General features: G+C 59.0%; 24 protein-coding genes and 2 pseudogenes. 7 read left to right on the plus strand and 19 right to left on the minus strand.

Annotation, left to right across the window (positions count from 1 at the left end):
• Nucleotides 1-8: 8 nt before the first annotated feature.
• From QTL94_RS10840 to QTL94_RS10860, 5 genes are all read right to left on the minus strand, one after another.
• Nucleotides 9-1,157: an efflux RND transporter periplasmic adaptor subunit gene (locus QTL94_RS10840; RefSeq protein ID WP_289801529.1), complete on the minus strand. Its 1,149-nt coding sequence runs from the start codon at nt 1,155-1,157 to the stop codon at nt 9-11.
• 58 nt (nt 1,158-1,215) lie between these two features.
• Nucleotides 1,216-1,824, minus strand: a complete 609-nt coding sequence (locus QTL94_RS10845) for a TetR/AcrR family transcriptional regulator (RefSeq protein ID WP_289801530.1) — start codon at nt 1,822-1,824, stop codon at nt 1,216-1,218.
• 100 nt (nt 1,825-1,924) lie between these two features.
• Nucleotides 1,925-2,413, minus strand: a complete 489-nt coding sequence (locus tag QTL94_RS10850; RefSeq protein ID WP_289801531.1) for a hypothetical protein — start codon at nt 2,411-2,413, stop codon at nt 1,925-1,927.
• Nucleotides 2,414-2,605: 192 nt separating this feature from the next.
• Nucleotides 2,606-3,037, minus strand: a complete 432-nt coding sequence (locus QTL94_RS10855) for an OsmC family protein (protein WP_065694648.1) — start codon at nt 3,035-3,037, stop codon at nt 2,606-2,608.
• 151 nt (nt 3,038-3,188) lie between these two features.
• A complete protein-coding gene (locus QTL94_RS10860) occupies nt 3,189-4,409 on the minus strand; it encodes an adenylate/guanylate cyclase domain-containing protein (protein WP_065694647.1) in 1,221 nt (406 codons plus the stop codon).
• Between the two features lie 215 nt (nt 4,410-4,624).
• Here QTL94_RS10860 and QTL94_RS10865 point away from each other — a divergent pair, with 215 nt between their 5' ends.
• Both QTL94_RS10865 and QTL94_RS10870 read left to right on the plus strand, forming a co-directional pair.
• On the plus strand, nt 4,625-5,536 hold the full coding sequence (locus tag QTL94_RS10865; RefSeq protein ID WP_065694646.1) for an SMP-30/gluconolactonase/LRE family protein: 912 nt from the start codon (nt 4,625-4,627) through the stop codon (nt 5,534-5,536).
• 37 nt (nt 5,537-5,573) lie between these two features.
• Nucleotides 5,574-7,817, plus strand: coding sequence for a glycoside hydrolase family 2 protein (locus tag QTL94_RS10870; RefSeq protein WP_289801532.1), 2,244 nt, complete (start codon nt 5,574-5,576; stop codon nt 7,815-7,817).
• 37 nt (nt 7,818-7,854) lie between these two features.
• Here the strand turns inward: QTL94_RS10870 and QTL94_RS10875 are convergent, their stop codons facing one another.
• The 8 genes from QTL94_RS10875 to QTL94_RS10910 all read right to left on the minus strand — a co-directional run bounded on the left by QTL94_RS10875 (nt 7,855) and on the right by QTL94_RS10910 (nt 14,328).
• A complete protein-coding gene (locus QTL94_RS10875) occupies nt 7,855-8,169 on the minus strand; it encodes a hypothetical protein (protein WP_502944119.1) in 315 nt (104 codons plus the stop codon).
• A gap of 144 nt (nt 8,170-8,313) precedes the next feature.
• Entirely contained in the window at nt 8,314-8,991 is a 678-nt protein-coding gene (locus QTL94_RS10880) for a L,D-transpeptidase (protein WP_113523701.1), read from the minus strand.
• The gene (locus QTL94_RS10885) at nt 8,988-9,851 is read right to left on the minus strand and encodes an ABC transporter substrate-binding protein (protein WP_289801566.1); all 864 of its coding nucleotides are present in this window, start codon (nt 9,849-9,851) and stop codon (nt 8,988-8,990) included. Before QTL94_RS10885 ends, QTL94_RS10880 begins: the two co-directional genes overlap by 4 nt.
• A 197-nt stretch (nt 9,852-10,048) precedes the next feature.
• The gene (locus QTL94_RS10890; RefSeq protein WP_289801533.1) at nt 10,049-10,702 is read right to left on the minus strand and encodes an alpha/beta hydrolase family protein; all 654 of its coding nucleotides are present in this window, start codon (nt 10,700-10,702) and stop codon (nt 10,049-10,051) included.
• 108 nt (nt 10,703-10,810) lie between these two features.
• Nucleotides 10,811-11,764 (minus strand): DUF2950 domain-containing protein, encoded by a 954-nt coding sequence (locus QTL94_RS10895; protein WP_289801534.1) that lies wholly within the window; start codon nt 11,762-11,764, stop codon nt 10,811-10,813.
• Between the two features lie 25 nt (nt 11,765-11,789).
• Complete coding sequence (locus tag QTL94_RS10900) at nt 11,790-13,118, minus strand: DUF3300 domain-containing protein (protein WP_289801535.1); 1,329 nt, start codon at nt 13,116-13,118, stop codon at nt 11,790-11,792.
• 228 nt (nt 13,119-13,346) lie between these two features.
• Nucleotides 13,347-13,706 (minus strand): response regulator, encoded by a 360-nt coding sequence (locus QTL94_RS10905; RefSeq protein ID WP_289801536.1) that lies wholly within the window; start codon nt 13,704-13,706, stop codon nt 13,347-13,349.
• Nucleotides 13,681-14,328 (minus strand): dual specificity protein phosphatase family protein, encoded by a 648-nt coding sequence (locus QTL94_RS10910; protein WP_502944121.1) that lies wholly within the window; start codon nt 14,326-14,328, stop codon nt 13,681-13,683. Before QTL94_RS10910 ends, QTL94_RS10905 begins: the two co-directional genes overlap by 26 nt.
• 194 nt (nt 14,329-14,522) lie before the next feature.
• Here QTL94_RS10910 and QTL94_RS10915 point away from each other — a divergent pair, with 194 nt between their 5' ends.
• The 3 genes from QTL94_RS10915 (at nt 14,523) to QTL94_RS10925 (ending at nt 17,017) form a co-directional block, all read left to right on the plus strand.
• The gene (locus tag QTL94_RS10915; protein WP_289801538.1) at nt 14,523-15,329 is read left to right on the plus strand and encodes a glycosyltransferase family 25 protein; all 807 of its coding nucleotides are present in this window, start codon (nt 14,523-14,525) and stop codon (nt 15,327-15,329) included.
• Nucleotides 15,330-15,473: 144 nt separating this feature from the next.
• Nucleotides 15,474-16,235: a carboxy-S-adenosyl-L-methionine synthase CmoA gene (gene cmoA / locus QTL94_RS10920; protein WP_289801539.1), complete on the plus strand. Its 762-nt coding sequence runs from the start codon at nt 15,474-15,476 to the stop codon at nt 16,233-16,235.
• Between the two features lie 11 nt (nt 16,236-16,246).
• Nucleotides 16,247-17,017, plus strand: a complete 771-nt coding sequence (locus QTL94_RS10925; RefSeq protein ID WP_289801540.1) for a methyltransferase family protein — start codon at nt 16,247-16,249, stop codon at nt 17,015-17,017.
• Nucleotides 17,018-17,043: 26 nt separating this feature from the next.
• Here the strand turns inward: QTL94_RS10925 and ppk2 are convergent, their stop codons facing one another.
• The 4 genes from ppk2 to QTL94_RS10945 form a co-directional block, all read right to left on the minus strand.
• Nucleotides 17,044-17,961 (minus strand): polyphosphate kinase 2, encoded by a 918-nt coding sequence (gene ppk2, locus QTL94_RS10930; protein WP_289801541.1) that lies wholly within the window; start codon nt 17,959-17,961, stop codon nt 17,044-17,046.
• A gap of 157 nt (nt 17,962-18,118) precedes the next feature.
• Nucleotides 18,119-18,652, minus strand: coding sequence for a dual specificity protein phosphatase family protein (locus tag QTL94_RS10935; protein WP_065694791.1), 534 nt, complete (start codon nt 18,650-18,652; stop codon nt 18,119-18,121).
• A gap of 226 nt (nt 18,653-18,878) precedes the next feature.
• Nucleotides 18,879-19,853 (minus strand): formylglycine-generating enzyme family protein, encoded by a 975-nt coding sequence (locus QTL94_RS10940; RefSeq protein WP_065694637.1) that lies wholly within the window; start codon nt 19,851-19,853, stop codon nt 18,879-18,881.
• 184 nt (nt 19,854-20,037) lie between these two features.
• Nucleotides 20,038-21,501: an MltF family protein gene (locus tag QTL94_RS10945; RefSeq protein ID WP_065694636.1), complete on the minus strand. Its 1,464-nt coding sequence runs from the start codon at nt 21,499-21,501 to the stop codon at nt 20,038-20,040.
• A 243-nt stretch (nt 21,502-21,744) separates the two neighbouring features.
• Here QTL94_RS10945 and QTL94_RS10950 point away from each other — a divergent pair, with 243 nt between their 5' ends.
• The gene (locus QTL94_RS10950) at nt 21,745-22,533 is read left to right on the plus strand and encodes a hypothetical protein (RefSeq protein WP_289801542.1); all 789 of its coding nucleotides are present in this window, start codon (nt 21,745-21,747) and stop codon (nt 22,531-22,533) included.
• Between the two features lie 307 nt (nt 22,534-22,840).
• Complete coding sequence (locus QTL94_RS10955) at nt 22,841-23,632, plus strand: bestrophin-like domain (RefSeq protein ID WP_289801543.1); 792 nt, start codon at nt 22,841-22,843, stop codon at nt 23,630-23,632.
• Nucleotides 23,633-23,762: 130 nt separating this feature from the next.
• On the opposite strand, the pseudogene QTL94_RS28310 reads toward QTL94_RS10955, so the two are convergent.
• Both QTL94_RS28310 and QTL94_RS28315 read right to left on the minus strand, forming a co-directional pair.
• Nucleotides 23,763-24,104 (minus strand): annotated as a pseudogene (locus QTL94_RS28310) (transposase); the annotation flags it as partial.
• Nucleotides 24,055-24,360, minus strand: a pseudogene (locus QTL94_RS28315) (IS5 family transposase); the annotation flags it as partial. The pseudogenes QTL94_RS28315 and QTL94_RS28310, both read right to left, overlap by 50 nt.
• Nucleotides 24,361-24,457: the final 97 nt, after the last annotated feature.

Here is a 24,457-nt window from a genome sequence, read left to right on the forward strand (position 1 = left end):
CTGACCGCTTAGCGAACGACGTCGCCAGTTTCGGACCCAGCTTCGGCGGATGCCGACTGCTGGCCCGGCAGCTTGACCTTGAGATTGTCGTTCATGAACTGTGTGCCGGCGGCGACGACGAGATCGCCGGTCTTCAGGCCGTCGGAGACGTTGACGCCATCGCCGGTGAAGTCCGCCACCGTGACATCGCGGGCATGAACCGTCGCCGCATCGCGATCGACGACCCAGACGATCTTCTTGCCATCCTTCTCGGAGAGCGCTGCAAGCGGGATAACGACATGGGCATTCGTGTTGTTGACATCAGCCTCGATCGTCGCCGTCATGCCGAGCAGAACGCGGTCATCGTTCGGCAGGCTGACGCGAACCGCAAATGTCCGCGACTGCGCATCGGCGCTTCCCGAAACTTCGCGCACCTTGCCTTCAAGAACCAGTTTGTTGTCTGACCAGAAGCTTGCCTTCACCCCCTTGCCCGGCTTGAACTGCGCGATGTCGTTTTCCGGCACCGCGATCTGCACTTCCTTTTCGCCGTCGAGCGCGACCGTCGCTACCGGCGTACCGGCTGCAACGACCGCACCGACATCGGCACTGATCGCCGTGACGATGCCGCTCTGGTCGGCCTTCAGCTCGGCATAGCTCACCTGGTTTCTAGCCTGATCGAGCGAGGAAGCTGCGGCATCGCGGGTGGAGACGGCCTGGTCGTAGCTCAGCGACGCCTGCTCCAACTGCGATTTTGCTGTCACGCTCCTATCGAACAGCTGCTGCGCGCGCTTGTTGGCAAGATCGGCGGTGCCGACGCCCTTTTCAGCGGCGGCAAGGTTCGCCTCGGCCGTTTTCGTTGCAAGTTCGTAATCGGTCGCGTCGATGCGCGCGATAAGATCGCCCGGCTGCACGCGGTCGCCGATATTGACACGCCGCTCGGTGATCTTGCCGGCAACGCGGAAGCCGAGGTTCATCTCGACTCGCGCCTTGACGGCACCGGAATAGTCAAGCGAGCGCGTATCGCCGGCCTTGGTGATCTCGACCACCTTGACGGGCCGCAGGATCTCCTTCGTCTCAGCCTTCTTCTCATCGCTGCAGCCGGAAACGGCGAGCGATACCACGCCGAGAAGCACGAAACTGGCAACGGACGGCAACTTGACTGTCTTCAGCGAAATCATCTTTCGCACTCCTAAAATGGTTTTGTGTGTTGAGCTGCGCGGCGGCCTGACCGTCGGGCTATTTCTTCAGTGCCCTGATCGAGAAATCGATCAGTTCATCCACCGTCGCGCGGTTGGTCTTGGCAAGACATTGGGCCACCATGATCGGGTGGCAGAGCGTCGTCGTCGCAGCCCCGAAGCAGCGCGATGCCGCGGCGGGGTCCTGATCGACGAATTCGCCGGCCTCGATGCCCTCGCGGATCACCTCGGCCAGCAGGTCGTGAATGCTATCGACATGCTTTTCGATCACGTGCCAGTCGCGCTCGATGGCAACGACGACCATCTCATGCACCTTCTCCTGGTCGATCATGGTCTCGACGGTCATCTCGTACTGACCACGGACGAAACGGCTGAGCCGCTCGGAAGCACTGAGGGGGAGATGACAAATGTCATAGGCCTGCTGGTAGCTGGCAGCCAGCATCCGGCCGCAGATTGCCTGGTGGATTTCGACCTTGGAAGAGAAGAAGCGATAGACGTTGGCGGGCGACATGCCTAGGTCGCGGGCGATGTCCGCAACCGTGGTCTTCGAGTAACCGTAGTGGCGAAACAGCCTTTCGGCGGCATCGAGAATGCGGGTCACATTCTCCTGTCGCGTTGAATCAAGGGCGTTTTCGGCGATGTCGTTCATGAGTTCTGCACACCTGAATTACGACTGACGATTTTTGAATTTCGTCAGTCGTAAAACATCAAGTGGCATTTGTCAATCTGCTGTGCTGCGGCAGAACGACCTAGAAGCCGGCCACAACTGGGCGAAAGCGGCGAAGGCTGAGATAGCCGACAATCAGAAATGCAAGGAAAACAATTGCCTGCACGATGCCGATGATCGGCTCTCCCCCGGTCGGCGCCAGCGCGTTGAGGGGTGTTATCTTCTGGAATGACTGAACGACGAAGACCAGACAGTTGAAGTAGAAGAGCGCGAGCGCGCCCACGATGAAGACGGGGCGCCAGAAACCAGCCATCCCAAAACGATAGCGGGCGAGTGCCGTGGGTATGAAGACCAGGACGCAAATGATGCCGACGCCGATCCCCGGCGTGAAGCCATTATAGGGAAAGACGAAGCCCGTCAGGACCGTGACCGCCGTGGTCAGCATGAACAAGGCGGTCCACCGGTCGAAGCGCTTTCCTGAAATAAGCCCATAGGCAAGCGCGACACCGGCAACGATCGCGATCAGGCTGACAATGACATGAAACAAAGTAAGAGCTGCTATTCCCGACATGGTTTAACTCCCTTGATGAAGGCGGGTCAAAAGAATGGGCAATGAAAATGCGGGATGATGGCAGGACACACTACGGACCTGCGCAGCGGATGCTGCAGTGTAATCGCTTCAAATGAAAGAGAAATTTAAAGAGAGCAACGTGATGTATGCGTGCCGCTAGCCGCGGCACGCGGCATTTCTGCTCACTGGAACCTAGATGAGCTGAACATCCAGGGAAATCGGAACCGCCGACAGTGCCTTCGAAACCGGGCAACCGGCCTTCGCCTTGTTTGCAAGTTCGATGAAGGTCTTTTCATCTGCATTCGGAACACTGCCGCGCAGCGTCAGCTGGATCGCGCTGATGGCAAAACCACCTTCAACGCTCTCCAGCGTTACCTTTGCGGTTGTTTCCATATTGTCGGCCGTAAAGCCAGCCTCGTTGAGTATCAACGACAGGGCCATCGTGAAGCAGCCGGCATGGGCCGCGCCGATCAGTTCTTCCGGGTTGGTGCCCGGGAGGCCTTCGAAGCGGCTTGCAAAGCCATAAGGGTAGGACTTCAGCGCGCCGCTTTGCGTCGAAATCTGGCCCTTGCCGTCCTTGAGACCGCCCGACCACTGTGCGGAAGCTGTACGATTGATCTGCATGCCGTTCTCCTGTTGATTGAGTTTTCGTCGAACGCAGCGAACAAGCCGCGCCGTTCGTTCGAGAGGCGCAACGGACCCTCGCCGCTGGATATAATCCTCTAAATCAGGAAGGCGACAGGCATGCGAAATTTGATCGCCTCGGCCTGCGCGATCAGCTCATGATGCGGCCGGTATCGAGCGTGTAGAGTTCCTGGGCTCGCTGCACGCCCCGCAACGCGTAGCGACCGACGCAGGCCAACCGATCACGGGTCTCTTGCGGAATGTTCGCAACGAAGTCCGAGGACATCAGCACGTTGAAATCAACCGACCGGCACATCGACGCAATGCGGCTCACCTCGTTCACCGCGGGTCCGATGACCGTGAAGTCCAGCCGCTCCATGCTGCCGATATTGCCGTAGAAGACATCGCCGATGTGGAGGCCGAGATAAACATCGGTGGTCGGTCGTTCCTCCAGCGCACGCTCGTCATTCAACCGCGCGAGCTTCTCCCTGAGGAGCCGTTCGGCGCTCAGTGCGGCGCTGCAGGCGTCCACCGGGTCATCGGCCTTGAAAATTGCCAGCACGCCGTCGCCGATCAGCTTCAGAACGTTTCCCCCAGCCTCGTGAATAGCCGAAATGACCACGTCGCTATACGCATTCAGCATTGGAAGGATCTCTTCCGGCGGCGCGCTGTCGGATATCTTCGTGTAGTTCATGAGATCGGAAAACCACAGCGCAGCGGAGATGCGCTCGGACTTTCCGCGCATGATCTTGCCGTCGAGAACCTGGCGCGCGGCATCCTCTCCGAGATAGACCTCCGCAATGGTGCGCGCGATCCGCCCGAGCGCGATGCACTTGATCGCAAGCGCCAGTACCGGCACGAGCTTGCGAAGGATCATCATTTCATGATCCGAAAACCCCTCCGGATGGCGCGTCGAGAAATGTGAGAAGAAGCAATCCATCTCACCGATCGTGCCGGCCTTGGCAAAACGGTGGACCATCGCGACGAAATCAGTATGTCCGTCCTTGGCCATCTTCTCGAGCATCGAGAAGTCGGTCGGATCGCCGAAGCCGATGCGGCGGCGCACCTCGTTTTCAGTCCCGGCCCAGAGATAATAGAAGGCCGACCTGTGCCAGCTCTCGAGCGAGTTTCCCTCGCCGCCGGTGGGGCCGTAGGCGAATTCCGGCTCTATGTCTTCTTGGCTGTCCCAGCGGAACGCGCGACCTTCGTGTACTGGATGCAGCGTATCCATCAGCGCCATGCCGCGATCGATCGGCAGGCCGAAGTCGCGGCATATGCCGCAAAAGCCCGTCAGCAGATCGGACTCCGAGACGCCCTTCAGCCCCTGTTCGGTCAACCAGGCCGCAACCGTTCCAATATCGCTGTGTTCCATGTCACCACCTCGCTGCCGGAAAAGAACTAGCCTGATTTTCCCGGCGAGGAAAAGACAAACCTCCGTTCGCGATCTGCGCATGCGGCCCCGGTCGATCTCGAAACCGCACCTACGGCAAAGCAGCCACACTATCGATTTTTGCGCTGTTGGCATCTGGCACGCTCCTCCGTTTACGTTTACGAAGGGAGTCACATCGCTTTGGGAGGAGCCAGATCGTGTCGCAAGATGCGCCTTACGAGGTTCGTGACGAACGTTTCCGCAGTCTGATCGCCGGTAGTGCCAGGCTTGAAGAGCTTTATTCCGGGTGCCGCTGGGCGGAAGGACCGGTCTGGTTTTCCGATCTCAATTGCCTGCTTTGGAGCGACATTCCCAACGAGCGCATCATGCGCTGGGTGCCGGATGGCGGCGTATCGGTCTTTCGCGCACCGTCCAATTATGTGAACGGCAACACCCGAGACCGGCAGGGTCGCCTCGTGTCCTGTGAACATGGCGGCCGGCGCGTGACGCGCACCGAACCCGATGGCCGCATCACCGTGCTCGCCGACAGCTACCAGGGCAAACGTCTGAATTCGCCGAACGACGTGGTCGTCAAGTCGGACGGCTCGATCTGGTTCAGCGATCCGAGCTACGGCATCATGTCTGACTATGAGGGCCACAAAGCCGAGCCCGAGCAGGAAACCCGGAACGTCTACCGGATCGATGCCGCAACGGGCGAAATCGATGCCGTCGCGACCGATTTCATCCAACCGAACGGCCTCGCCTTCTCGCCCGACGAAAAGCAGCTCTACATCGCCGATTCCGGCTCGTCCGATCACGATGTGCCCCGCCATATCCGCATCTTCGATGTCTCCGACGGCCGCAAACTGACAAACAGCCGCTACTTCTGCTCGATCGAAACCGGCGTTCCAGACGGTTTCCGTTTCGATGTTCAGGGGAACCTGTGGAGCAGCGCGGCGGATGGCGTTCACTGCATCGCGCCGGACGGCACGCTGCTGGGCAAGATAAAGGTGCCGCAGACCGTCTCGAACCTGACCTTCGGCGGGCCCAAGAAGAACCGTCTGTTCATAACGGCGACACAATCGGTGTACTCGATCTACACCACGACCAACGGCGCACAATATCCCTAACGCCGTCCTCTGCAATTTTCTTTCCAAGGAGCATGAGATGCGTTCCGTCGTCTCGTTCAATGAATCATGGGCTTTTCACGAAGGGTTCGCCCAGCGCCTGCTCGACAGTTTCGACGGCAGACAATTGGTCAGCCTGCCGCACACGGCGGTAGAGCTGCCGTTCAATTATTTCGATGAAAAGTCTTACCAGCGGGCCTTCACCTATCAGAAGCTCCTGCGCTGGATGCCGGAGTTCACGGGTCGCGAGGTGTCGCTCGTTTTCGACGCGGCCATGGCCGATGCCGTCGTTTATCTGAATGGTGAGGAGATCATTGCGCACAAGGATGGTTACACACCCTTCGAGGCACGGCTCACCGGCAAGCTCATCAAGGGCGACAACCTGATCGCCGTGAAGATCGACGGCAGCGAAAACCCGGCTATTCCGCCCTTCGGCGGCGCGATCGATTACCTCACCTATGCCGGCATCTATCGCGACGTATGGCTCAAGGTTACCGATCCGGTCTCTATCAGCAATCTCAAGATCGAAACCCGGGACGTTCTGAATGACGAGAAAACAGCGACGGTCCGGATCGACCTCGCCAATCCGCAGGCTGTCGACTTCCTCGGCACGTTGACGGCGACATTGAAAGATGCCAACGGGACGGTGCTTGCGACCACATCGGGCGAAACGACTGGAGAAGCGGTTACGCTATCCTTCCACGGCCTGACCGACATAGCGCTCTGGAGTCTCGACACCCCGGCGCTTTACAGCATCAACGTCGAACTGGCGACGAGCCACGGTTCCGATCGGCTCTCCTCCCATTTCGGCTTCCGCTCGGCCGAGTTCACACCGGACGGCTTTCTGCTGAACGGCAAGCCGCTGAAACTGCGCGGGCTCAACCGCCATCAGGCCTTCCCCTATGTCGGCTATGCCGCCGGGCGCTCCGCGCAGGAGCGCGATGCCGACATCATGAAGACCGTGTTGAAATGCAACATGGTGCGCACGTCGCACTATCCGCAGTCGAAGTGGTTTCTCGACCAATGCGACCGTATCGGCCTCCTGGTTTTCGAGGAAATTCCGGGCTGGCAGCATATCGGCGACGAGGAGTGGCAGCAGGAGTCGATCCGCAACGTACGGCGCATGATCGAGCGAGACTGGAACCATCCGTCCATCGTCATATGGGGCGTGCGCATCAATGAATCGCAGGACAGCCACGATTTCTATGCGGAAACGAACCGCCTTGCGCGCGAACTCGACCCGACCCGGCAGACCGGGGGCGTCCGCTACATCACCGACAGCGAACTGCTCGAAGACGTCTACACGATGAACGACTTCATCCTCGGCAACGAGGAACTGCCCGGCGTCAATCGCCCGCGCACCGCACTACGCCCACAGCAGGAAAGCACGGGACTGTCTCGCAAGGTGCCGTACATGATCACCGAGTTCGGTGGCCACATGTATCCGACCAAGATCTATGACCAGGAGGCGCGCCAGGCCGAACATGTGCGCCGCCACCTCGAAGTGCTGAACGCCGCCTACGGTGATCCCGATATCGCGGGCGCGATCGGCTGGTGCATGTTCGACTACAACACACACAAGGATTTCGGCTCAGGCGACCGCATCTGCTACCACGGCGTCATGGACATGTTTCGCGAACCGAAATTCGCGGCTTACGTTTACGCCAGCCAATGTGACCCGTCCGACGAAGTCATCATGAAGCCCGTAACCTTCTGGGCGCGTGGCGAACGCAACATCGGCGGTGTTCTGCCGCTTATCGTGCTGACCAACTGCGACGAGGTGGAGTTGACCTACGGCTCGGTGACGAAGCGTATCGGCCCGGACCGCGAGAACTACCCTCACCTGCCGCATCCCCCGGTCGTTCTCGATCATCGCCACTTTACGGCGGACGAGTTGGGCACCTGGGGCCTCGCCTGGATCGACGGGAAATTCACGGGCTATATCGACGGAGAACCGGTTGCCCATCTGACGTTCGCAGCCGATCCGCTGCCAACAACGCTGGAGCTGGTTGCCGACAACAGCACGCTCAAGGCGCGTGAACGCGACATGACGCGTGTGATCATCCGCGCGCTCGACCAGCACGGTCACCGACTGCCGTTCCTCAACGAGAGCATCACCCTTCGGGTCAATGGGCCGGCCAAGATCGTCGGCCCGAACTGCGTGCCGCTGCAAGGCGGAACGGCCGGCTTCTGGCTGGAGGCAACGGGATTGACCGGGACTGTTACCGTGGAAGCGACATCGGCCCGTTTTGAGACGGTCGTCGTCACCGTAACCGCCGTTTGAGTTGTCGCTCGCCGGTCAGCCGGCGAGCACACAAGCCTTAGGCCGCTGCCGGCGTCACCGAACGCACCGTGCCGTTGTTGTCGACGACACAGGAGAATTTCTTGCCGCCGGCATCAAGGTCGACACCAAAAGTGCCGTCCGGCAATGCGCGCGAACCGGTTGGCAGAACCTTGGCGCCCGCGCCGGCAACCCCGGCTGCGGAATTCGCGCACAACAGCTGCAGATCCGCCGGCGCCGTTTGCAGGGTCGTTCGTGCCATGGCATCCGGCGGCGGGGCGGGAGGTGTGCAACCGCCGATTACGGCCCCTCCCACCACGACAAGAATACTCCACCGGCCTGCAATTCGCGTCATAAGGTCATTGTGCGGCACGTATCCCACCCTCCGGAATTTGTCGGTACTTCCTGCACGTCTTCTTCTGCGAGTCTCGGCCTGGCTTCACGCAATTCCAGACGCAAAACCACGGCAGCCCTCTGCCGAAATTGCGTCAGCCGGTGCTCAGACGCCCTTGTAGAGCGCGGCACCCTGCATCAGCACGATCACCTTGGCGCCGATCTGTATCCGTGAATGCAGATCGATGATGTCATTGTTGTTCATGCGAATGCAGCCTGACGACACATCGAGGCCGATTGTCCAAGGCTCCGCCGTCCCGTGGATGCGATAGATCGTGTCCTGGCCACCGTCGTAGAGGTAAAGCGCTCTCGCCCCCAGCGGATTGTCCGGCCCGCCTGGCATCCCGGCTGCCCATTTCGCGGCATTCGGGTCGCGCGCCACCATCTCGGCCGGCGGCGTCCACGTCGGCCACTCCGCCGTTCGTCCGACCCGCACGATTCCTGCCCAGCCGAAGCCTTCGCGCCCGACACCGATGCCGTACCGAATAGCCTGACCACCCGGCTGCACGAGATAGAGAAAATGCTGGTTGCCATCGATGATGATCGTGCCCGGTGGTTCCGCCGTACGGAAGGGCACCGTCTGCATGCGGAATGCCTCGGGTGGCTGATTGTTGCGGGCATAATATTGCCGCGCTTTCTTCTTGTCGTAATCGACCCAGGTGTGCGTCTTGGGATCATAGATCTGCGTTTGCGCCCAGGCGATCAACGGAACCAGCGAGGCAAAGGCCGCGACCACGATGGCGGCTGCCTTGGTCTTTCGGAGATGTTGGAAGCTTGCCGTCATTGTTTCGCCCACCCATCGACCCGGTTTGCGTTATCCGCGACCCATTTCTTTGCGTAGTCCGACGGCGTCTGGCGCTCCACCTCGAGCGCATAGCTCATCGCGGTTACCTCCTCCGGGGAGAAGTCGACCTTCTCCAGAAATGCCGCGATATTGGCGTGCTTCTTTTCGAACGTCTTCGAGTAGGCGATGTGGAATTCCGCGGCACTCCACGCCGTAGAGGCCGTTGATTTGCTGATCCACAGCGGATCGGCAGCGCTGACGAGCTTCCATTTGCCGGCGTCGTGCGGCGGTTCCTTGATCCGCGCGATCTTGTGGAGATCGAAGATGAAGTGTGGCGCGTAGCACGCGAAAACCATCGGCTGGTTGGTCGCGACTGCCGCGTCGAGCCCTGCCATGGCGACTTCCTCCTCGGCTTCGACCAAGGTCAGGTTCTTCGCATAACCATAGGTATTCGCCCGAACGCGCTCGATTCCTGTCGATGACCATGTAGGGGCGCCGATCCACATCTCGCCCTTGCCATCACCATCGGTGTCGAGAATCTTGGTCTTTTCCGGATCGCTCAGATCGTCGATCGTCTGCAAACCCTTCTCGACGGCACTCGGTGTCGCGCAAATCCCCTGCCATGCAGCCACACCGCGCTTGCTGAGTACGACGACACCCTTGTCCGTCACGAATTTCTTGATGACGTCGTCAAGGTTCGGCCGCCAGACCTCGGGGTGAATATCCACCGTGCCGTTCTCAAGACCGACGAAAGCATTGAGCGTACCGATTTCCTGAACGTCGGCATCAAGTCCGAATTCCTTGGCGATCCCCACTTTCAGGATGTTCGCCGTCGCCTGGCCCGAAGGCCAATTGGGCATGGCGATCAAGAGATCGGCAGCGTTTGCCCGGCCACCAAGACCGAAGACGGCTGCAAGCACTGATACGGAAATCCATAAACATGCCACGCGCTTCGTCATGCCTGTCCCCCAAACATGCGCCACAGGATCGTAGAAATGCACGGTACACCCTGCAAGCGAACATGCCCAACCGGGCCGCATCCGTCAAGCGCGCGCGATCACGACGCTTGATGTCGATCCAGACCCTTGGCCCACACCTCGACGCGGGCGGCCATGGTGGAAAGGTGATCGGCGGCGCTGAATCCGGAGATCTTCTTGCGCGGCTTGAGATCGTGATCGCCGTCCTCAAGCCAGAGAACATCGATAGCGGGTGAGAGGACGTAGGTGGCGACCTCGTCCTTTGTCCCGAACTCATCGCGCGTGCCCTGGCATATGAGCGTGGGTGTCTTCAGCTGCGCGAGATGCGCAGTGCGCAACTGCTCGGGCTTTCCCGGCGGGTGGAAGGGATAGCCGAGGCACAGAAGACCGACGATTTCGCCTTTGGCACGAAGGTCATCGGCTACCATGCTGGCCACGCGGCCACCCATCGACTTGCCGCCGATGATCAGACGACCGCTCCCCTGCAGCGCCTGGACAGCCGCGACATATTCGGGGATCAGCTTGTCGGCGCGTGGTGGCGGTGTCCGTGAATCGGAAACGCGACGAGCCGCCATATAGCCGAACTCGAAACGCGCGATGCGAAAACCTCGAACCGCGAGCGCCTGAGCGGCCGCGGTCATGGAGGCCGAATCCATTGCACCACCGGCGCCATGCGCAAGCAGGATGGTCGTTTCCGCGTCAGGTGGACCATCGAAGAGAAATCTGTCGTTCATCACAAATCTTCTAAACCGGCGGCCGATAGCACGCCACACCGAAATCTCAAGGCGCGCACCGCAAGTTAGGCCACAAAGCCAGCGACCGAACGGCTGTTTTGCTGTGGCCTAGTCGTCTGTCACTTGCCATTTGTCGCCCGGGTTAAACGACTTCATCCTGGAAGCGATGGTGCTCGTATCCGCTCCGAGATCGGCTTGGTAGACGATGCCGTTGCGATTGACGACGAAGGTTTGGACACCGGTCTCGCCATATTTCACCGGCCAGGCCACAAGAGCAAAGCCAGCGATCATGTTGCCGTTGATGATGTAATCATAGGCACCACCGGCGATATTGGCGCCTTGCCGTGTCAGTATCTTGTAGCGGTAGCCAAAGTAGCCTTTGTCGTCCTTGGCCTTCTTGAGCTGGGCGTAGTCGAGGATCGGTCCCGCCGGGCTCGCGTCTTCGGATTGCCCGGGTGGCCAGAAAAGACCGTCCGTCTTGCCGGGAGTGCTGATGAGCTTCTGCGCATACTCCAAGACACCATCGCCGTCGTGGTCATGAAGCGCGTATTCCTCCTGGGCATCGACATAGGCCCGCATGGTGAGGATCGTCTGCAGTTCGTTTTCGCCGATGCGACGATTGATGATCTCCTCGATACCCGCGACCGGGTCGAAGGCCCATTTCCCGTCCTCGCGTTTCGTTATGGGGAAGGGAAACGGCCATTGCTCGTCACCGACATCGATAACGCTCTGCCCACTCTTATTGGTCTCCAGGCTCAGCCGCTTGACCGCTCCTTCCTTGATGGCCGCAAGCGTCTCCGTTACACCCTCGGTCGCCTTCAACTTGGCGGCGTCAACACCGAGTAGCGCGGCCAGCTTGTCCAGATCGGACGCCGCAACGGCATCCTTGAAGGCCGCCATGGCGTCATCGGCCGTCGCATATTCAGGCGACTTTTGCTTCGAGACAAAGTTTTCGAAAGCCGGTCGGTCGGCTGCTACGCCTGTCCCGGCAAGGAGGAGAACTGAAACAACGATCGATCCAAAAATCGAACGAGAGATCATGCGATGATCATGCTCAATCATGACGAATGTCCTTTGTTCGATTGACCTAGCGGCGTTCGCCGTGAGGAATGCGCGCCCGCCCGCCACCGTGCTGCCCGCCACCCATGGCCTTGCCGCCTCTGTCGGATTGCATCTGCGCTGCCCTTCCCGACCGAACCTCACCAAGTCCGGACGGCTGGCTCGGCCGGTTGTCCGGCCTGTTTGCCATGTTCGGCCTTGCAGCCGGGCGATTGGACGAAGCTGCTCCTGCGTCGGGGCGCTTAGGCGAAGTGTCGGGTCTGGAGGCTCCCGCGCCGGCCAGGTTGCCATTGCCGCCACGATTGGCAGAACCCGGTTGCCCGCCATCGATCTTGTTCGCACGAACATCCTTGATCGAAGAGGGGGAAACGCGATTGCTCGCAGCGCTGGCGGCATTGCTTTGCAGGGTCTTGGCCTTGGCGTTGACGTTATTGGTGTCGTTCGCCTCGATCTTGCCGCGCATGTTGGTGTTGTCGAGTTTGGTGAACTGGTTCTGGTCGAAGCTGATCTTGCTCCGATCGACGTTTTTCCAGTCCACGTCGTTGAAGTTCACCTTGCCGTTGATGTTGTTGAAACAATTATTGCAATCGATATTGACGTCGTTCCCATTGTACCGTCCGCCCCAGACGCCCCAGTGGTCCCAATCCACCGCCGCACCGAACACCGCTCCGGTCACGAAGGCCGCGAAATACGGAGCCGTGGGATAGTAGTAGTTGGGATAGGGATCCGGGTAATAGGCCAGTGGCGCTGGCGGGTACCCCGCCTGATAAAGCATTTCGGGCGGGTAGTGCGGCACATAGATCTTTTCGGGATTGGCTGCCTGAATGACGACGTTGTCGTTCTGCTTGACGACCTTGATCTTGTCGTCGGTCTTGATGACGCCATCCGCCACCGCCTTGTCCCGGAGCGTCTGAATTGCGACCAGAACATCCTTCTGCTGATTGGCGATGGCCGCACCGATGGCCTGCGTCCAATCGAGATCATTGGCCATCATCTTGACGATATCGGGATAGTTCAGCAGCGATACCACACTGCCGTCCCAGTTGCTCTTGGGCTTCAACGACTTGTTCTTCTGCACGTCGTCCAGATAGCGCGACGCTTCGACAATCTGCAGCGGATAGATCGACGCCGAGCTGATCAGCGCGACCAGTTCATCGGGATAGAGCGCGATCCGTGCCACCAGCACTTCGAGTTGATCTTCGCTCAACAGTTGAGGCGCATCGCTCTGGGTCGTCGTTGTATCCGCGCTTGCCTGCTCCTGCGCGAACGTCGCGGTGACCGGCAAACTCCACAAACCCAGTGCCGTCAAAACCGTTGCCACAACGCGGACGCACCCATTTCCAGCACGTATTCCCATGTCATCCTCCGACATTCGAACGCACGATATTCTGGCTGCTTGCTATGAAAGTATTTCGTGACGCGGCGGGCGATGCCGTTGGAGCCGCGAAGGCAGTACCTGCTTGATGTGGGCAACGTAACCACAACCGGCAAGGCCGCACAAGCGGCATTGTTAAGGAGTTGGGCAGGTTGAAATGCGCGCTCGCCGGAGGTCGGCACCGCTCCCCGAAGCAACCAGAACGTTTGATTAGTGCGCGACTGCCCTCATGCGCGCGCTGAGTTCCTGCAAGCCAAAGGGCTTCACCAGGTAGTCATCCGCGCCATAACGCAGGCCCTCCATCTGATCGGAGATCTGATCGTGAGCCGTGAGAATGATAATCGGGACCGTGCTGTGGCTGTCGCGGATCATACGAAGAAGGGTGAGACCATTGCCATCAGGAAGGCGCAGATCAAGAAGCACGATGCCGTAGTTTTCGGATGCGACGGCAGACGTGGCGTCACCGAGCGTGACGCACCATTTCACCCGGTGACCTTCTGCCTCCACATGATCGCGAACCGCGTCGCCGAGCAACGCGTTGTCTTCAACCAGAAGTACCTTCAACGACATGCACCTCCGCACCGGTATCCCGAGGGCCCGATGCGGGATTTGCACCGACGACAGGTTCCACGTTGTAATATTTCTCGAGATCGGCCCAGCTTCTGTCCATGGCGTAGGTTCTGGAGAAATGAGGAATCGCAACATGGCCGTACAGGAACGAAAGCTGACGTTCGGCCGTATCCTCGTCGATATGCGCGATCTGGTGACTGTAGATGAGCGACACCAGCCCTGTCCTATCGGCTCCCGATTGGCAGTGAATCAGCATCGGCTTTGGTGCCGAGCGCATAATTTCGATGAGTCGGTCAGCCTGTTCCCGCGACAGGACCCTGGCAGCCGACATGCGGAAGTCGATGTGCTCGACGCCTAGACGCTGGGCATCGGCGAGTTCCTGCTTGTACCACTTGGCGTCGGTTGAACCGCGAAGATTGAGAACGGTTTTGATCCCATGCTCGCGCACATAGCTCTCCAACGCCGCCGAAGTCGGCTGTGCAGAGCGATATAGTTCGCCAGGGATGACCGTGTGGAAATTACCACTGAGCTGAAGATATGCTTCGTACGCCCCAAACGAGCCGCCGAAAAGAAGCAGCGTGGCGGCGGAGGCCACAAAAAGCTTCGACCGGAATATTTTCAATAATCGCACAAGTGCCTCGCGCCAGAGGGAATAATGCGCCTTTTTGCCCCTCTGCCCTGACAGCCACCTGAAGCGTTGCCAGAAATATGCTCTGTGTCGCGTCCGCCCTGCCCTTACAAAAGCGTAAACTATCGGAAAACCGCTCGTAAGATTTGTGGCGTACCTCCGAGTTCAGCGCGAACTTCGAGGCTGGCATGGATACTCTTTCGAGCGGCAAACAATATTCCAGCATCGCCTCTTGGATAAATGAGCGGATGGCGACCTATTACATCAATCTCGAACGCTGCCCCGACCGCCGCCTGCATATGGATGCGATGCTTGCAGCGCAGGGGTTGAAGTTTCGACGTGTGCCGGCAATTGACGGCAGCCAGCTCAAACTTCCCGTCGCCGGCTTTGATGAGCATGGATACAAGCTGCGACATGGCCGAAAACCGAACCCCTTTGAGATCGGCTGTTATCTCAGCCACCTCGCATGTGCGCGCGAACTGCTGGAAACACAGAAGGCCTATGCACTGATCCTTGAGGATGACCTGGCATTTCCGGCCGATATGCTAGAGCTGCTCTCGGCGGCGCTCGAGGACGCCTCCTCTTGGGATATACTGCGGCTATCGACAGTCAATAAGGGTCGAAAATATATCGTGAAAAGGCTTACGGCCGCGCGGGGGTTGGCGGTCTCGCTGACGCGCGAGAAGGGCTCCGGCGCCTACATCATCAACAGGCGTGCCGCCGCCTGGATCACCGAACAGCTCAATCCTATGCGGCTACCCTATGATCTCGCTTTCGACCTCGAACACTTTGCCGGCCTTAAGGCGCTGTTCGTTGCCCCCGTTCCGGTCCTCCAAACTGCCGACCGCCATTCTTTTATTCAGAATGGACTACGACAGTACCGTCTGCCCCACCGACAGCGCATGATGGTGATGCCATACCGATTCTGGTATGAAACGACGCGTTTCCTCGCCCGTCTGGGGTATCTGACAATCTGGAAGGCAGGAATTCGCTAAATTGCGTCGTGAAGACGTACTGCACCAAACTTATACCGCCCTCTGAAATTCGTTCAGGTTGGTGTCAGCTTTTCGTGGCTGTCTAATACACGACGTCGTAGTATGTATTACACGACGACGTCGCCACTGTATGGGGGACAGTTAATGGCTGACAATACGCGGCGCTTGGTACTTCGTACCGAGCATAGGGATAACGTATTTGCCCACGAGCACGAGCCCGTCGGCGACTTCACCTTCAACGCAACAGTTGCCAATGTCTTCGATGATATGGTCAGCCGCTCGGTGCCGTATTACGAAGAGATGCAGCGCATGGTCTGCGAACTCGCGCAGGACTTCGCGCAACCCAAGACCAATCTCTACGACATAGGCTGTTCGACGGCGACAACACTTCTCACGCTCGACGGCATGATCGATGCCGACGTGAATTTCATCGGCATTGACAATGCGCCGGACATGCTGCGCAAGGCGACACAGAAGATAGAAGCGTCCGGCACCAATCGCACGATCGATCTGCAGGTGACCGATCTCCACCGCGGATTTTCGATGGAGAACGCCAGTGTTGTCACCATGCTGCTGACGCTGCAGTTCGTTCGTCCGCTGTTTCGCGAACGCGTGATGAAGACCATCCACGCCGGCCTGAACGAAAACGGCTGCCTCCTTCTGCTGGAGAAACTGACCAGCGAAGACACGACGTTCAATCGGCTTTTCATCCAGCACTATTATGACTTCAAACGCCGGAATGGTTATTCCGAGATCGAGATCTCAAAGAAGCGGGAAGCGCTCGAAAACGTACTGATCCCCTACCGCCTGGATGAAAATGTTCAGCTTCTGAAAGAGGTCGGGTTCCGCAGCGTCGAAGTGTTTTTCCGCTGGTACAATTTCTGCGGCATCGTCGCCGTAAAGTGAATGAGGGACGCATGAAGCAGACAATGATCACACTGGGGAATTTCTTCTTCCGGTTCAGAAACCAGGTATTTCCTTTTATCATCGTGGTGCTGTTTTTGGTTGCGGCACCGTCTTCAGATTTCGGTGGAAGCGTCACAGCCGAACACATCAAGGATCTCGTCGCGCTGCTTGTCGTTCTGTCCGGATTGACGCTGCGGGCAACCGTGATCGGCTACGCCTACATAAAGCGTGGCGGCCTGAACAAGCGCGTCTATGCCAACGACCTCGTCACCGACGGGATGTTCGGTGTGTGTCGCAATCCGCTATATGTCGGCAACATGCTGGTCTACGTGGGCATATTCCTGCTGCATGGCGATCCGACGGTCGTGATTGTGGGCACGGCGTTGTTCGCATTCATCTATCAATGCATCGTCTATGCGGAAGAGAAGTTTCTCCAGGCCAAGTTTGGCGATGGCTACCTCGCTTACTGTCGTGACGTTCCTCGCTGGGGGCTGCGACTTGCCAATTTTGCCGAGTCGACGCGTGGAATGACCTTCAACATCAAGCGCGTGATCGCCAAGGATTATTCCACCATCGCCGCAGCGCTGATCGCAATCCTCGTCACCGAAATCTACAGATATGCGGCGACTGCGAATAGGGCTGAGTACGGCTCGTACCTGCTCGCACTGGGTCTGTCGATCGCGGTTGTCGGGCTTGCAACGGCTGCGGTGAGCCATCTGAAGAAGCAGGGTGTGTTCCGCGAACGGAAGACACTCTACGAGCCGCAACCCGGAGACGGCTAACCGCGAGGTCGCGGCCAGCCGTTCAGTCAGTATTTGGACGGAACATAGAGCTCGGGCGGCAAGACCTTTCGCTCATAGTCCGGATTGAAGACGCGGTCCGGCAACGCGATATCCTCGTGCGGTACGTCTTCATAAGGAATCTGCTTCAAGAGGTGGTCGATGCAGTTCAGCCGCGCCCGTTTCTTGTCGTTGCCTTCGACGATATGCCACGGCGCCTCCGGGATGTTCGTGCGGGCAAACGTCTCTTCCTTCGCCTTGGTGTAGTTCTCCCAGCGAACGCGTGACTGCAGGTCCATTGGTGAAAGCTTCCACTGTTTCAGCGGGTCATGGATGCGAACGAGGAAGCGCAGCTGCTGTTCCTCGTCCGTAATGGAGAACCAGTATTTGACGAGGCGAATACCGGAGCGGACGAGCATCCGTTCGAACTCCGGAACGTCGTGGAAGAACTGCTCGACCTGATCTTCGCTGGCGAACCCCATCACCCGCTCGACGCCGGACCTGTTGTACCAGGATCGGTCGAAGAGGACGATTTCGCCACCCGCCGGCAGGTGCGGCACATAGCGCTGGAAATACCATTGCGACTTCTCGCGGTCGGAAGGCGCAGGCAGGGCGACGACGCGGGCGACACGCGGGTTGAGCCTCTGGGTGATGCGCTTGATCACGCCACCCTTGCCCGCTGAATCGCGCCCTTCGAAGATCACGACGACCTTTTCCTTGTGGTAGGTCACCCAATCCTGCAGCTTGATCAGCTCGGACTGAAGGTTCAGCAGCGCTCGGAAATAATCGATCCGCGGCATCGCTGCGGGATGCGCCTTGCGATAGATCTTGCGGATCTCATCCGACAGAGCCGGTTCCGACAGTTCGAGCTCATAGTCCTCGTCGAGCGTATCGGCCAGTTCGGCTTCGAGCCAATCCGAGGGGAAAGTGCCATTTGTCGCGGTCATTTCAGCGTCCTGATCTGGAATTGCCTGGCTTCAGAAGATCTGCCGTAAAACAATCAAGTCGGCAACATTTGCCGTGCTCGTCGCCCCGCGCATGAGAAGCTGACTACCGAATTAAGCTCTCAGGATGAAATTCTCGTGACAACACACGCCGAAGCGTTCAGCCCTCCCGCAATCCGAAATGCGTTTCGAGGTCTTGCCAACTCCTGTCCATCGCGTAGGCGGACGAGAGATAAGGAATTCCCAGGTGCCCGTAGTAGAAGGAGAGCTGGCGTTCCGCGACCTCTTCGTCCATGCCAGCGACCTTCTGGCTGTAGATGACCGAGACCAGACCGGTTCTGTCTGCGCCCGACAGGCAATGAACAAGGATGGGCTTCGGGGCGGAGCGCATAATGGCAACAAGCTCGTCTGCCTGCGACGGCGAGAGTATCTTGGATGCCGACATTCGGAAATCGATGTGCTGAACGCCCAGGCGCGCCGCCTCTTCCCGCTCCTGAACATACCAGGACGCATTGTCATTCTGACCACGCAGGTTGATTACCGTCTTGATGCCATGTGCCTTGACGTAATCAGCAAGCTGCTCCGACGACGGCTGGGCCGAGCGATAGAGCTCTCCGGCAATGACGGTATGGAAATTACCGCTCAGCTGCAGGTAACCGACATAAAGGCCCGCGAGTGCGATCGTTGCGAACACAACGGCTGCGGAGAAGCGAAGTCGTGACCGCCAAGCAGAAAATGAGGTTTTCAAATCCACCACGCCTTTGAAAAGAGAGACGCTCGGGATATGCGATCGACGGCTGACAACGACCTGAACGGCCGGCACTAATCGCCCGGGATGCGATGAAATTTGTGTGACAGTCGGCCGGTCACATCAGGCCGGCTGTTCGCCTTTAACGCTTAGTTTCGAAGTAAAGCGCCGCTCAACGCGGAATGCGCCTTATACAGCGGAAACCGACATGGCTTGTCGTGGTGTCGATCTCCTGGGCATGCCGGGCCGCCGGGCGGTACCGGCGGCAGTAGTTCGGCGCGCACAAATGCGATCCGCCTTTGAGAACGCGGCGAGGAATATGAAGCGCCGCCTGCCGGGGATCGATGCTTGCGTCTTCATCGGCATTGCGCGGGTTACTCGGGATGCAGCAGGCCTTCGCGGCGGCCTGAGGGTGCTGCGTTGTCCAGAAATCGACTGTCCACTCCCAGACATTGCCGATCATGTCATAGATGCCGTAGCCGTTCGCAGGATACGTCTTGATCGGCGAAGTGCGGTCGAACCCGTCCTCCTGCAGATTTTCGTGAGGGAATGCCCCCTGCCAGGTATTGGCGAGATGGCGCCCCTCGGGCGTAAATTCCTCGCCCCAGGCAAACTCCGCGCCTTCCAGTCCGCCCCGCGCGGCCAGTTCCCATTCCGCCTCTGTCGGCAGCTCCTTGCCGGCCCACTCGGCATAGGCGAGCGCATCGCAATAGGCGATATGCACCACCGGATGGTCGAGAAGATTGCCGATGCTGCTCTTGCGTCCAAGCGGGTGGCGCCAATTGGCGCCGAGGGTGAACACCCACCACTGGCGGATATCGCGGCTCTGCACCACATAGTTCGGCGGCACGAATACCAGCGATCCCGCCCTCAACTTGGCCGGATCGGCACCGGGATATTCCGACGCCACCGGCTTTTTCTCCGCGAAGGTGACATGTCCCGTTGCGTTGACGAAGCTGAGGAAGTCCCGATTGGTAACGGGCGCCTCGTCGATCCAGAAACCGTCGACACGGACAGGGTGAGCCGGCGCTTCCTCGGGATAGTGATGGTCAGAGCCCATCATATAGGTCGAACCGGGCACCCACACCATTCCGGCCGGGGCGGTCTCTTTCGGTGCGTCGACAACATCGGCTGATCGGATATTCATCGAAATAGCATCCTGCCTGCTGGTGAATTGACGAGCCTGGGCATGCGATCACAATCCTGAATATGGCGCGTTTCCTCGGTCCTCGCCAGTCCCACGAAGTCGAGCGCCGATTTTTTGCTCAGATCCGGAGAAACCGACGACGGCATGGAGGCCGCTACGCTCCCGCCGAAAAGGCCAGATCGCCCTAATTCTTCGGCGTCGCCGCCGTTTCTGCTGAGCTCTTGTGCAGGGCCATCTGCTCCTCCAGCAGGGTGTAGGCAATGTAATATTTGAAGATGTTGCTGACGTACTGAACCGTCTCGCGCCCGACGATCGCCGCGGCACCGTTCTCGACATTGCCGAACCAGATATTGGGATCGAGGCCGAGTTCGGTAGCCTTCTTCCGGAATTTCCTGAGATTCCCCGGCCCCGCATTGTAGGCGGCAAAGGCCATCAATTGCTGGTCGCGCGGCGTTATGCCGGGGTCGTTGATATAGACATCAATCAGATGGCGAAGATATTTCGCGCCAGCCTCGACGTTGCGATCCTCACTCTGGGCGATACCCGTGATGCCGATATCCTTGTCGGCTGCGGTGGCCGGAAGGAGCTGCATGACGCCCACCGCGCCACGTGGGCTGCGCCGTGTCTGGTCCAGCTGAGACTCCTGATAGCCCTGGGCGATTAGCATCAGATAGTCGAAGGAATATTCGCCCGCATGCTTGCGGAAGATTGCGACCAGCGTCTTGAACCGCTCGACATCATCGGGGGAATAGGCCTTCTTCAGTATCTTGTCGCTTTTGAAAAACTTGTTCCGAAGCATATTGCCGAAGGCTGTCCCGATCTTGTGCTCCCCGGCAAATTTATCGAGCACCGCCTTCAGTTGCGGACTGTCCTTGCGGATGGCCCAGGCGATCTCCCCATGCGTCGATACGGCAATGTCGGCATGCACCTTCAGATCGGAAAAGACCGTAGACCATATCTCGGCCTTGTACTGGTCGACGATCGTCCAGGGCAACAGCCCGGCATTGACCATCTCCATCAGATCTTCATCCTCGAGATTCTCATCAATGATCTTGATCCGGACTTCCGGCTTGCCGTCATGCTTTAGCTGCTCATTGAGGGCAACAAGGTGCTCGTAATAGCTGCTGCTCTGGCGAACGGCTATCTCCTTGCCGCTGAGCTCGGCGAGGCTGGCCAAGGCAGGGGCAGACGGCCCCGATACCAGCACTTCACTTGCATCGGCATAGATCGGCGCGCTGAAGTCGACCTGCTCCAGTCGCTTGGGAGTCACTGTCATGTTCGCCATGACAATATCGCCAACCCCTTCGTTGAGTGCCGGAAGGAGACGATCGCGCGCCGTCGGAATGAAGGCGACCCGTATACGCTCGATTTCCTTCTTCTTTCCCTTGTTCAGCTCCTTCTCGAGCGCGAGCCCAAAATCCACTGCGGTTCCGAACTGGCGTCCCTTGTCGATGAAGTAGATGGTCTTGCTGTAGGGCACCAGGATCCGGATCAGCCGCAACTTGGCCATCGCATCGAGGTCGCCGGTATTTGGCTTCGGCATGATTTTCGTAAGCAGCGGTGCACCGACATCCGTTGCGAACAGGACTTGGTGGCTAACGAACAGGATCGCAGCGGCAAGCATCACCCTCAGAAAAAAATGGCGCATGGCTCCACCCCAACTTCCGTGTTTTCCGACAGAGGCCTGTCGCCTTCAGATTCCACGCGTGAGCAGGACTTTTGAGCGACCGCGCGATGCTAGCGGATTTCGTAGCGGTTCGGCAACAGCAACGCGCGATCCGCTCCTTACCGCCACCTCAACGCGAAAAAGCGCTTCCTAATGGGCTCCAATATTGCCAACATCGTTCCAGCAGTGAGTCATCGGTAGCCGTGGCGTTCGAGGGGAAGTCCAATGGTCAGTAAGATAGCATACATTGCAACGATCGTGGCGGCGCTTGCCGTTTCCACCGGCGCGCGGGCCGCCGATCTTCTCCCGGCAACCGCACCGCAACCCGTTCCCTCAAGCTCCAGCGGATGGACGTTCTCTGCCTCCCCCTATTTTTGGATCGCCGGGCTCGACGGTAAAACGCAAATTCTCGGACTGCCGACGGTCGATATCAGCGAGAACTTCAGCGATATTATATCGGACCTGGACTTCGCCTTCATGGGCGCGGCCGATGCGCGCTATGATCGCTACAGCCTCTTCACCGATCTCAGCTATGTCAGGGTAACGACCGATGCAGCGACACCCCGCGGCATCATTGCCGACCAGGTCGACTTGAAGTCGGTCACGTTCACCGCCATGGTTGGCGGCGCTTACACAGTCTATGAGGACCCAAAACTTCGCTTTGACGTGCTCGCGGGCGCACGCTTTTGGCACGTAGAGACACGGGTCGCGTTAAGCGGCGGATTGATCGGCAGCCTTTCCCGCACTGACTCGGCAAACTGGGTCGATGGTCTAGTCGGCGTTAAAGGCAGCTACTCCTTTACCGACAACATCTACGCCACGGGATGGGCGATGATCGGCGCCGGTGGATCCGACCTCGACTGGGATGTGCTGGGAGGTCTGGGCTACAAGTTCAATGACACGGTATCGGCAGTTGCCGGCTATCGCGCGCAGGGCGTCAACTACAGCAACGACGGCTTCACCTACGATGTCATCCAGCATGGACCCATCCTCGGCATGACAATCAGGTTCTAACGCTTCAAAGGATCGCGACCTAGCCGAGCAGCCGAAGCCGATTGTTTCCTCATCATGGAGCCGTTCCATCTCGGCGACAGCAACAGCGGTTGTTTGACTGGTCTCCAGGCTGCGGTTCCAGTTTCCGGGATGAGCCGTCACGCGGTCGGGATCGAGCGCACGTGGTTGCGCCTCTCGGGCAGCCCGTTGCTCCGGGCATTTTTACCGTAACGTACTTCCGAAAAACCCAGGATTTTTCCAAGATCGGTCGGCACCCGATGCCGCCTTCCCTTGGCACATCATGAGCATGAACACTACGGAGCGTGCCGTGAATCTCATCATCACTATCGCCGAATGGAGCCCGATCGCGTTTGCTATTGGCCTCCTTGGCACGCAGCTTTTAGCCCATGAAGTCGGCTTTCGCGTGGGCGCTCGAAGCCGCGACGGCAAGGGCGGACAAGTCGAAAATGTGGGCGTCGTCGTCGCCGGAATGCTCGGCCTGCTCGCTTTCGTTCTGGCACTTACACTGTCATACGCGTCCGCGCGTTTCACCGAGCGTCGTGAGGGGACGCTAACTGAAGCCAACGCCATCGGCACGGCCTGGCTGCGAGCAAACGCGATCGGCATCCCCGCCGGTGACGAAATCGCGACGCTGCTCGAAGAGTATGCGCGCGTACGGGCCGATTTCGTGAGGGCTGGCCGGAGTGGCGACGTCGTCGCGAGGACCAACACCGACACCTCCGCACTTCAGAAGGAGATCTGGAGCCGCGTGACCACGATCGTGCGTGCGCGGCCCGATCCGGTCTCCGCAGCGCTGATGGCATCCGTCAACGAGACCTTCGACGCCAGCACCGCAGAACGCTTCGCGCTCGGAATGCGACTGCCCTGGCAGATCTTCTGGCTGCTTATCGGCGTCATGTTCTTGAGTATGGCGGCCCTCGGCTACCAGTTCGGCCTGAAGGGCCGCCCCGTTCGCTTCCTGATTTTCCTGCTGACCGCCGTTTGGACCGCGATCGTCGTGGACATTCTCGACCTAGCCTCGCCACGGCTCGGCTACTTTCGGACAGATGCGACCGTATACGACTGGGCAATCCAGGGATCTCGGGGCAACAGCTCGTAAAACGCAATGGTCTATTATTTCGACTAGGTGGTGGACTAATAATTTCTGAGCCATATGCGAGCTGAGGCGAGCATGACTGCTTGAGTTTGCAGAAGTAGCGTTCGACGACATTGCGTTTCTTATAGACCACCGGATCGACTGTGCGCTGGACTTTGCGATCCTTCTGTGTGGGAATGTGAGCGTGGCCACCACGCTTGCGGACCAGATCCACAATGGCCTGAGCATCGGAACCGCGGTCAGCCACAAGGGCCTTGGCCGGTTCGAGACCGTCGATCGCCTCGACAGCTGCCTTGTCCGATGCTTGGCCGGCAGAAAGGGTAATCCGCAGCGGCAGTCCATCCTGATCGACCAGAGCATTGATCTTGGTGCTCCGTCCTCCACGAGACCGGCCGATGGCGTGATCCGGACCCCCTTTTTTCCACCGGCAGCATGCTGGTGGGCGCGGATGATCGAACTGTCGGGTCCATCGCATTGGGCGAGGCGGACGACAAGGTCTTGAACACACGGACCCAGACGCCCGCTTTGGACCAACGATTGAACCGATTATAGACGGTCGTATACGGTCCATAGCGTGCAGGCAGGTCGCGCCAGGGCGACCCCGTGCGAAGAATGTAGAAGATGCCGTTGATGACCCGGCGGTCATCGACACGGGCAACGCCGCGCGGCTTGCTGGGAAGCAGCGGCTCGATCAGCCGCCACTCCACGTCACTCAAATCATATCGACCCATGCTGAAACTCCTTTCGTCGACGACTTAGCTTGCGATACCGAGCCCGTTAGCTCTCTTGCCAGCCCCGCCCAGTGCCCACTGCCCCGAGGCAAGCGAG

The sequence above is a fragment of the Rhizobium sp. S96 genome (genome assembly GCF_030382195.1).
Lineage (GTDB): Bacteria > Pseudomonadota > Alphaproteobacteria > Rhizobiales > Rhizobiaceae > Rhizobium.

Excerpts from the sequence above, each read along its gene's own strand:
- QTL94_RS10840 (WP_289801529.1), bottom strand. The coding sequence starts at position 1,157 with ATGATTTCGCTGAAGACAGTCAAGTTGCCGTCCGTTGCCAGTTTCGTG.
- QTL94_RS10845 (WP_289801530.1), bottom strand. The coding sequence starts at position 1,824 with ATGAACGACATCGCCGAAAACGCCCTTGATTCAACGCGACAGGAGAAT.
- QTL94_RS10850 (WP_289801531.1), bottom strand. The coding sequence starts at position 2,413 with ATGTCGGGAATAGCAGCTCTTACTTTGTTTCATGTCATTGTCAGCCTG.
- QTL94_RS10855 (WP_065694648.1), bottom strand. The coding sequence starts at position 3,037 with ATGCAGATCAATCGTACAGCTTCCGCACAGTGGTCGGGCGGTCTCAAG.
- QTL94_RS10860 (WP_065694647.1), bottom strand. The coding sequence starts at position 4,409 with ATGGAACACAGCGATATTGGAACGGTTGCGGCCTGGTTGACCGAACAG.
- QTL94_RS10870 (WP_289801532.1), top strand. The coding sequence starts at position 5,574 with ATGCGTTCCGTCGTCTCGTTCAATGAATCATGGGCTTTTCACGAAGGG.
- QTL94_RS10875 (WP_502944119.1), bottom strand. The coding sequence starts at position 8,169 with ATGACGCGAATTGCAGGCCGGTGGAGTATTCTTGTCGTGGTGGGAGGG.
- QTL94_RS10880 (WP_113523701.1), bottom strand. The coding sequence starts at position 8,991 with ATGACGGCAAGCTTCCAACATCTCCGAAAGACCAAGGCAGCCGCCATC.
- QTL94_RS10885 (WP_289801566.1), bottom strand. The coding sequence starts at position 9,851 with ATGCCCAATTGGCCTTCGGGCCAGGCGACGGCGAACATCCTGAAAGTG.
- QTL94_RS10890 (WP_289801533.1), bottom strand. The coding sequence starts at position 10,702 with ATGAACGACAGATTTCTCTTCGATGGTCCACCTGACGCGGAAACGACC.
- QTL94_RS10895 (WP_289801534.1), bottom strand. The coding sequence starts at position 11,764 with ATGATTGAGCATGATCATCGCATGATCTCTCGTTCGATTTTTGGATCG.
- QTL94_RS10900 (WP_289801535.1), bottom strand. The coding sequence starts at position 13,118 with ATGGGAATACGTGCTGGAAATGGGTGCGTCCGCGTTGTGGCAACGGTT.
- QTL94_RS10905 (WP_289801536.1), bottom strand. The coding sequence starts at position 13,706 with ATGTCGTTGAAGGTACTTCTGGTTGAAGACAACGCGTTGCTCGGCGAC.
- QTL94_RS10915 (WP_289801538.1), top strand. The coding sequence starts at position 14,523 with ATGGATACTCTTTCGAGCGGCAAACAATATTCCAGCATCGCCTCTTGG.
- cmoA (WP_289801539.1), top strand. The coding sequence starts at position 15,474 with ATGGCTGACAATACGCGGCGCTTGGTACTTCGTACCGAGCATAGGGAT.
- QTL94_RS10925 (WP_289801540.1), top strand. The coding sequence starts at position 16,247 with ATGAAGCAGACAATGATCACACTGGGGAATTTCTTCTTCCGGTTCAGA.
- ppk2 (WP_289801541.1), bottom strand. The coding sequence starts at position 17,961 with ATGACCGCGACAAATGGCACTTTCCCCTCGGATTGGCTCGAAGCCGAA.
- QTL94_RS10940 (WP_065694637.1), bottom strand. The coding sequence starts at position 19,853 with ATGAATATCCGATCAGCCGATGTTGTCGACGCACCGAAAGAGACCGCC.
- QTL94_RS10945 (WP_065694636.1), bottom strand. The coding sequence starts at position 21,501 with ATGCGCCATTTTTTTCTGAGGGTGATGCTTGCCGCTGCGATCCTGTTC.
- QTL94_RS10950 (WP_289801542.1), top strand. The coding sequence starts at position 21,745 with ATGGTCAGTAAGATAGCATACATTGCAACGATCGTGGCGGCGCTTGCC.